8 protein-coding genes are annotated in these 6,848 nt (G+C 47.5%); all 8 read right to left on the bottom strand.

The window, feature by feature from the left end:
* A partial coding sequence (locus VIM91_RS10965; RefSeq protein ID WP_331864854.1) for a protein adenylyltransferase SelO family protein occupies positions 1-459 on the bottom strand: 459 nt, incomplete at its 3' end.
* A 78-nt stretch (positions 460-537) separates the two neighbouring features.
* Positions 538-900, bottom strand: a complete 363-nt coding sequence (locus VIM91_RS10960) for a hypothetical protein (protein WP_331864853.1) — start codon at positions 898-900, stop codon at positions 538-540.
* A 122-nt stretch (positions 901-1,022) separates the two neighbouring features.
* Positions 1,023-1,643: a LysE family translocator gene (locus VIM91_RS10955; RefSeq protein WP_331864852.1), complete on the bottom strand. Its 621-nt coding sequence runs from the start codon at positions 1,641-1,643 to the stop codon at positions 1,023-1,025.
* 11 nt (positions 1,644-1,654) lie between these two features.
* Entirely contained in the window at positions 1,655-2,965 is a 1,311-nt protein-coding gene (locus tag VIM91_RS10950) for a TlpA disulfide reductase family protein (RefSeq protein WP_331864851.1), read from the bottom strand.
* A gap of 13 nt (positions 2,966-2,978) precedes the next feature.
* Positions 2,979-4,301, bottom strand: coding sequence for a peptide-methionine (S)-S-oxide reductase MsrA (msrA, locus tag VIM91_RS10945; protein ID WP_331864850.1), 1,323 nt, complete (start codon positions 4,299-4,301; stop codon positions 2,979-2,981).
* Positions 4,302-4,392: 91 nt separating this feature from the next.
* On the bottom strand, positions 4,393-4,881 hold the full coding sequence (locus VIM91_RS10940; protein WP_331864849.1) for a heme-binding protein: 489 nt from the start codon (positions 4,879-4,881) through the stop codon (positions 4,393-4,395).
* 195 nt (positions 4,882-5,076) lie between these two features.
* Complete coding sequence (gene hemL / locus VIM91_RS10935) at positions 5,077-6,357, bottom strand: glutamate-1-semialdehyde 2,1-aminomutase (RefSeq protein WP_331864848.1); 1,281 nt, start codon at positions 6,355-6,357, stop codon at positions 5,077-5,079.
* Positions 6,358-6,514: 157 nt separating this feature from the next.
* On the bottom strand, positions 6,515-6,848 hold a 334-nt coding region (locus tag VIM91_RS10930; RefSeq protein ID WP_331864847.1), incomplete at its 5' end, for a thiamine phosphate synthase.

Genomic DNA, 6,848 nt, shown 5'->3' with positions numbered 1-6,848 from the left:
AACTTGTTCGTCGCCGCTCACAATCGCTAAAGCACGCGTGGTCGGCACACCTAAAGCGTGCAAAGCTTCGGACGCTAAGTATTCGCGAATGACCGAACGCAGTACCGCTCGACCATCACCTCGGCGCGAATAGGGCGTGCGCCCTGCGCCTTTTAAGTGCCAATCAAACTGCTGATTTTCAGGCGTTTGCCATTGACCCAGTAAGATTCCGCGACCATCGCCTAAGTCCGGGTTGTAGTAGCCAAACTGATGGCCGGTGTATTTTTGTGCCAAAGGATGCATACCTTCAACAACTTCGCCACTGGTGATGTCTAGGATGTCTTGATCGCTCAGGTTGATCTGATGTTGTTGGATTAAATCACGGTTTAAGGCGACCAGATGCGCTTGTGCCAAGGGTTCTGGTGACAATTGGGTGTAAAAGTCGGCCGGGAGTTCGAGATAGTTTTGCGTAAAAGACATAAAAAAATAACCAAGTTAATAACTGAGTAAAAAGCTTGGTTATAGCTTAGAGGGTTTTAAGCGGTTATGCAATCGCGCTTAGATCATATAGCCCGACATGGACAATAAAATCATTGCCAAAATTAAACTGGGCAGAATACGTTTGACATTAAAGTGGGTCGACTCATAGATGTAACGCCCATAAATTTGGGCGTTACGCGAACTTCTGCGATCCCACTGATGCATATCGCGAAGTTCGTTGGTCATTTTTCTGACCAGCATTCGGTTTTCTGGCGGCAAGCCGTTCACGATTCGGTTAACAACCTGGTCGTCGTATAGGGACAGTTGGTGGGCGAGACGTTTAAAATCTTTTACTTTTGCCATTTCATTGGTAATTTCGGCGTCACTTTTTTTCATTAAGCCACTAATGGCTGAAAACTCAGAGATACGCTGTGATGACATTGTTGGGTTCTCCAAAAAGGCATAAATAGATTTGTTTGTTTAAATTAAATTTTAAGGGTTGCGTCGCGGAAGTTCAAGCCATCGATTAACATCAATTTGATTGAGCGCAAGTTTTGATTGGGCTAGTGGAGTAGTCGCGCCGAAAAACTTGGCCAGACGAGCCATATAGCTAAGCCCAGCAAAACCAGCGCGCTTAAACGATTCATCCAGCGTTGCTTTTGAGGGGTGAGTAATCGGCTTTGTAAGCTTGCCGCGATAAACGCATAACCTAGTAACACTAAGCTTAAGGTCACGCCAATCAGCCCTATCAGAAGCAACCCCTGGCTTAAGCTCAGGCTAGAAATATCAATAAATGCGGGTAAAAAAGCGAGGTAGAAAAATACCGGATTGGTTAGGCTGACCAGAATGCCAGCCAGGAAATCCTGCTGAGGTGGATGGCGTTTGGTGGCGCTGGTCACTGTGGCGCGATGCCAATTTTGCCAAGCGAGCCAAATCAAAAATATCGCTCCAGCTAATTGCAAAAGTAGCAGGCCTGGTTGTGACCAATGAGCCACTAGACTTAAGCCGCTTAGGGTTAAAATTAAGACTAAGATATCTATCAACACAATGCCAGCGGTCACCCAAATACCAGCACGAATGCCACTTTGTAGGCTTCTCGTAATCGTTAAAATCACGCCCGGCCCTGGTGTAGCGGACACAATAATTAAGGCGATAATTAAGCTAACTAAACTAGCAATAGACATGTTGAGAAAGGTTATTCATTGAGTAGTTGCTGGATACGTTCAACATGATGCGGTTGATCCCATTCAGTTCCACCAAATAAGCCATAGCGAATTTGGCCTTGTTTATCGATAAGGTAAGTAGTGGGGTAAGCCATAATACGCCAATCTTTAATCGCCTGGCCTTGTGGATCAACTAATACTGGAAAATTCACTGGGTTAGCCTTTAGAAAAGGTTCAAACTCTTCAATCTGCTCAGCTAAATTAACGGCTAGGATTTCGAAATCTTGCTCACTCAGTTGTGCTTTTAAACGCGTCATGGATGGCATTTCATGCAAACAGGGCGGACACCAACTGGCCCAGAAATTCAGCAACACCACTTGTCCTTTAAGATCGGCTAAAGATATTGAGCGGCCGTTAAGTGTCGGCAGACTGAGTGGACGATCTTGTTGACCTGTATAAAGCTGCAAGGCATCTTTTGCGCTGGCAGCTGCGGCTGGCGGTGCGATAGCTTCGGTTTTAATAGTCGGACTCTGGCGAGCTTGAGCCATATAAGGGGTGAGTAATTGGATGGCTTGACGCAGTTGGTCAGTAAAACTTTCGCGGTAACGATTTTCAACTTCTAAGGCATCGGGACGGAAATAAAACCGATCTCGAACTTGGGGCAAGAGTTGCATAAATACTGGGCTGCCGGAGTGCGTTAACTGTGTTTGTAGTTGCGCCAATTGCCAACGCCAAGGTGAAAGTTCGGCCTGCAACACGACACTTGGCAGGTTGAGGTGTTGCGTCTCTGGCCAATATTGGGGTGGCTCGCCGGGGGCAGGGGTTTGGGTATAGAGGTTAGGATTGATCAGAATTAACCCCAGTTGATTTTGTGGGCTTTGTTGAAATGCAACTAAGCCTCGTGCGGCTAATTGGGCGGCTTTATTGGCGGCGATAATAAACAAAGGTAAGCCGTCCTGGCGCGCTTGCGTCAAAATCTCAGCTAGCCATTCGGTTGGCACTTCATCGACCGCGCTTGGCGTGGGCGATAAAAACAAAGCTTCATACAAATCAACATGCCAAGATTCCAAACCGTATTTTGCCAGGTTTTGAGCAAGTTGTTTTTCTTGCGGCAAAATGCCGTATTCGGATGGCAACCACAACACGCGTGCTACGGGCTGCTCGGTTTGGGTAACTTGTAAAGTGATTTGGGTGTCGCTTAAGTTTAGGGTTTGCGCATGGGCGAGATTCACCCCAGTACAGAATGCTAGGAACAAACCAAACCTTAACCACCAGGCCTGGTGGTTGCGAGGTTTTGAGTAATAGGGTGTGGTTTGTTTGTGTCGGGTTATTTTGTGTTTCATGACGTGGGGGTCCTTATTCGTCTGCGACAAACTTTAGCACGTTGCCATTAATGCAATAACGTTTATAAGTCGGTGCGGGGCCATCATCAAATACATGACCTAAATGAATGCCGGAGCTGGCGCTACGTACTTCAATGCGGGTCATGCCGTGAGCACGATCTTCGTGATATGTGAGCGCACCTTCGACCGGGTTAAAAAAGCTCGGCCAACCCGACCCGCTTTCAAATTTAGTATCGGTACGAAATAGCGGAGCGCCAGTAATCGGATCAACAAATACGCCAGGGCGTTTTTCATCTAAATGTGAACCGGTGAACGGCCGCTCGGTGCCTTGTTCAAACGCAATGCGTTGTTGTTCAGGTGTGAGGAGTTCAAAGCCTAGCCATTGCCAAAAGCGTTGTTGGTCGCCGTTATAGCCGGTATAACGTGAGACTTCTTGACCATTTTTAAATAATACGATGGTGGGCGTTGCAAACAGCGGTTTGCTTAATTCCCAACCCTTAGGTGCTTCAGGCGATAAGCTGGTGGTGACGGCGACATCGGCTTGCCAATTTTGTAGGATTTCGGCTTTAAATAAGTCGCAGAAGGCGCAATCTTTAGCTTCAAACACAATTAATTGTTGGGCTTGGTTTAAGTCGTCACTAGATAGGGGCGCAACAGACGCTTGTGATTTTGTCTGACCTTCTGCACCAGGGTAAGGCACGTTGGTGCCGCCTAGGCCACAATAGCCATTTGGATTTTTTTGCAGATAATCTTGGTGATAGTCTTCTGCCGCGCTATAGTTTTGCAGCGCAGCGATTTCGGTGGTGATCTGACCCAATCCGGCTTGGCTTAAGGCTTTTTGATATTCGTTACGCGTAGCTTCGGCCAGTTGACGTTGTTGATCGTTTGCAAAATAAATCGCACTGCGGTAGTTGGAACCCACATCATTACCTTGTCGATCACCTTGAGTTGGGTTGTGGTTTTCCCAAAACTGAATCAGCACTTGCTCGAGGCTGACTTGGCTTGGGTCAAAAAACACTTTAACCACTTCGGCATGGTTACGTAAGTTGGCATTCTGGCCGCGTTGCAAGGCACGCTCGTGCTGCAAAATCGCCTCGTAGTTGGCTTCAATGTCACCATTCGCGTAACCGCTTTCAACATCAACCACACCTGCTAATTCGCCCATACGGCGTTCAGCGCCCCAAAAACAGCCCATGCCGAATACAATCGATTCTAAATTGGGATTAGACGCTTTGGTCGATGACATAGATTTCTCCTGAGTGCAACCAGCCAACAACAAACTGCTGGTTAATAAACCGTAACTTAGCCAACGAGCTGCCGAGATTGAAAGGCGCATATTAAATATCCTAGTAGTTAACTCAAGTATACGGTTTTTAGAGAATCAAAACCAGTCATAAACCCTTAGCCAAATTTGAATTGCGAAATGACTATTCAGCGAAAGCAATACGGTCGGCCAGCTTGTCCAATGCCGTCATAACACAGACTTCATCCCGTTCGCCACCCGGCGCACCACTGACCCCCATCGCGCCAACTCGACTACCGCCTACGGTGATGGGTACGCCGCCCACCATCATTAAAATGCCGTTTACATGATTCATTTCAGGACGGATATCAGCACGTTGCTCCCGAAAAGTACCGGAATTGATGCCCGACATTAAAGCCGCATTGGCTTTTTCTTCAGCGATTTGCAGGGTAAATTTAGAGGCGACATCATCACGCAAAGCCACACGCTGGTTGCCATGACGGTCCACCACCACGGCGCTGACGGAATAGCCATCTGCTCGGCAAGCTAATATGGCTTCGGTCGCCAAATCGCGCGCGAGTTCCATACCAATGCTGGATTCGCGGACTAAATCACTGGCGAAAACCGGCCAGCTTGTGAAGGCGGTGAGGGCGAATATCCAAATTTTTTTCATGTCTGAATCCTATTTTTTTGAAAATCTTGCTGGATTTAACAAAACGATTAAGTTAGCTAAGACTATAAGCGCAAGCGCTAAAAGGCAATGAGGAGTAATGAAAGTTCACTATATTTGTGAAAAGCACCAGGCCTGGTGGTAGAGGAAGGGCGCGCCTTTTAAATTGGGAATTTAAAAGGCGCGATAACGCGAGGTTTAGAGGGTTTTCATCACTATGCGTGCGGCTTCGATGGTTTGATCAATATCCGCATCAGTATGCGCGCTGGATACAAAACCGGCTTCGAAAGCCGATGGCGCTAAATACACGCCTTCATTTAACATGCCGTGATAGAACTTACGGAAACGTTCCATATCGCATTTGGCGACTTCAGCAAAACGTGTAATGTTTTTGTCTTCGGAGAAGAAGAAACCAAACATCGCGCCGACTTGGTTGGTGGTAAAGGACACGCCAGCTTCATCGGCTACAGCCTGCAAACCGTTTACTAAACGTGTGGTTTTGGCTTCGAGGTTTTCAAAGAAACCGGGCGCACGTAATAGATGTAAAGTGGTTAAGCCTGCGGCCATTGCAATTGGGTTGCCCGACAAGGTGCCGGCTTGATAAACCGGGCCTAATGGCGCGATATGACTCATGATTTCTTTTTTGCCGCCAAATGCGCCCACCGGCATGCCGCCGCCGATGACTTTACCGAAGGTGGTTAGATCAGGAATCACGTTATAACGGCCTTGTGCGCCGTCTAAACCAACCCGGAAACCACACATCACTTCGTCAAAAATAAGCACCGCGCCAGATTGATCACAAACTTCGCGCAAGGTTTCTAAAAAGCCCGGTTCTGGTGGAATACAGTTCATATTGCCAGCCACAGGTTCAACGATAATGCAGGCGATTTGATCACCAATGTCAGCAAATACTTTGCGAACTTCGTCTGAATCATTATGGGTTAGGGTGAGGGTTTCAGATGCCAACGCAGCTGGCACACCCGGCGAAGACGGCACACCTAAAGTTAAGGCGCCCGAACCCGCTTTGACCAATAAGGAGTCGGAATGGCCGTGATAACAACCTTCAAATTTAACAATTTTGTCGCGGCCGGTATAACCACGCGCTAAACGGATCGCCGTCATGGTGGCTTCGGTGCCCGAGCTGACCATACGCACCATATCAAACGAGGGGATGAGTTCGCAGACCAAATCCGCCATAGTGGTTTCAAGCACGGTAGGTGCGCCAAAACTCAAACCATGTTCAGCTTGTTTTTGTACGGCTTGAATCACTTCTGGATGGGCGTGGCCTAAAATCGCTGGACCCCATGAACCGACATAATCAATATATTGCTTATCGTCTTCGTCGGTTAAATAAGCGCCTTTCGCTGATTTAAAAAAGACCGGGTCGCCGCCCACACCTTTAAAAGCTCGAACAGGTGAGTTAACTCCACCTGGAATGTGTTTTTGAGCGGCGATAAATAGATCATGAGAGCGAGACATAAGCATCCTTTTTGTTGTTTAACCACGAAGACACAGAGACACGAAGCGGGCTTAATGGTTAGTTCGAAACATGGGTTAATTAGCATAGGTGCTAAACAATGTTTCGCCAAGTAAGAGAATCTTAGTGCCTTCGTGACGCTGTGCTAAAAAATAAAAATTATACCTTGAATAGGCCTGCGATGTCAGTGGCGGCTTGGCGGATGTTAGTTTGCGCAAACAATCCCTGAATCACGGCCACACTGTCTGCACCTGCTTGCAGCAGGCCTGGTGCATTGTTTTTATCAATGCCACCTATTGCCACAATCGGGAGTTGTAGTTGTTTGCGTGCTTGAGTTAGTGTCACTAAATCCGCAGGTGGCGCGTGGGGTTTGGTTTTCGAATCAAAAAAACGGCCAAAGGCAACATAATTTGCGCCTTGAGCTTGCACCTGCTGAGCGCGTGACAAGTCGTTATAACAAGACACACCAATGATCGCATTTGGGCCAAGTTGT

The sequence above is a fragment of the Thiomicrospira sp. genome (assembly GCF_036568485.1).
Lineage (GTDB): Bacteria > Pseudomonadota > Gammaproteobacteria > Thiomicrospirales > Thiomicrospiraceae > Thiomicrospira.
This window is presented reverse-complemented; position numbering and strand designations above follow the sequence as displayed.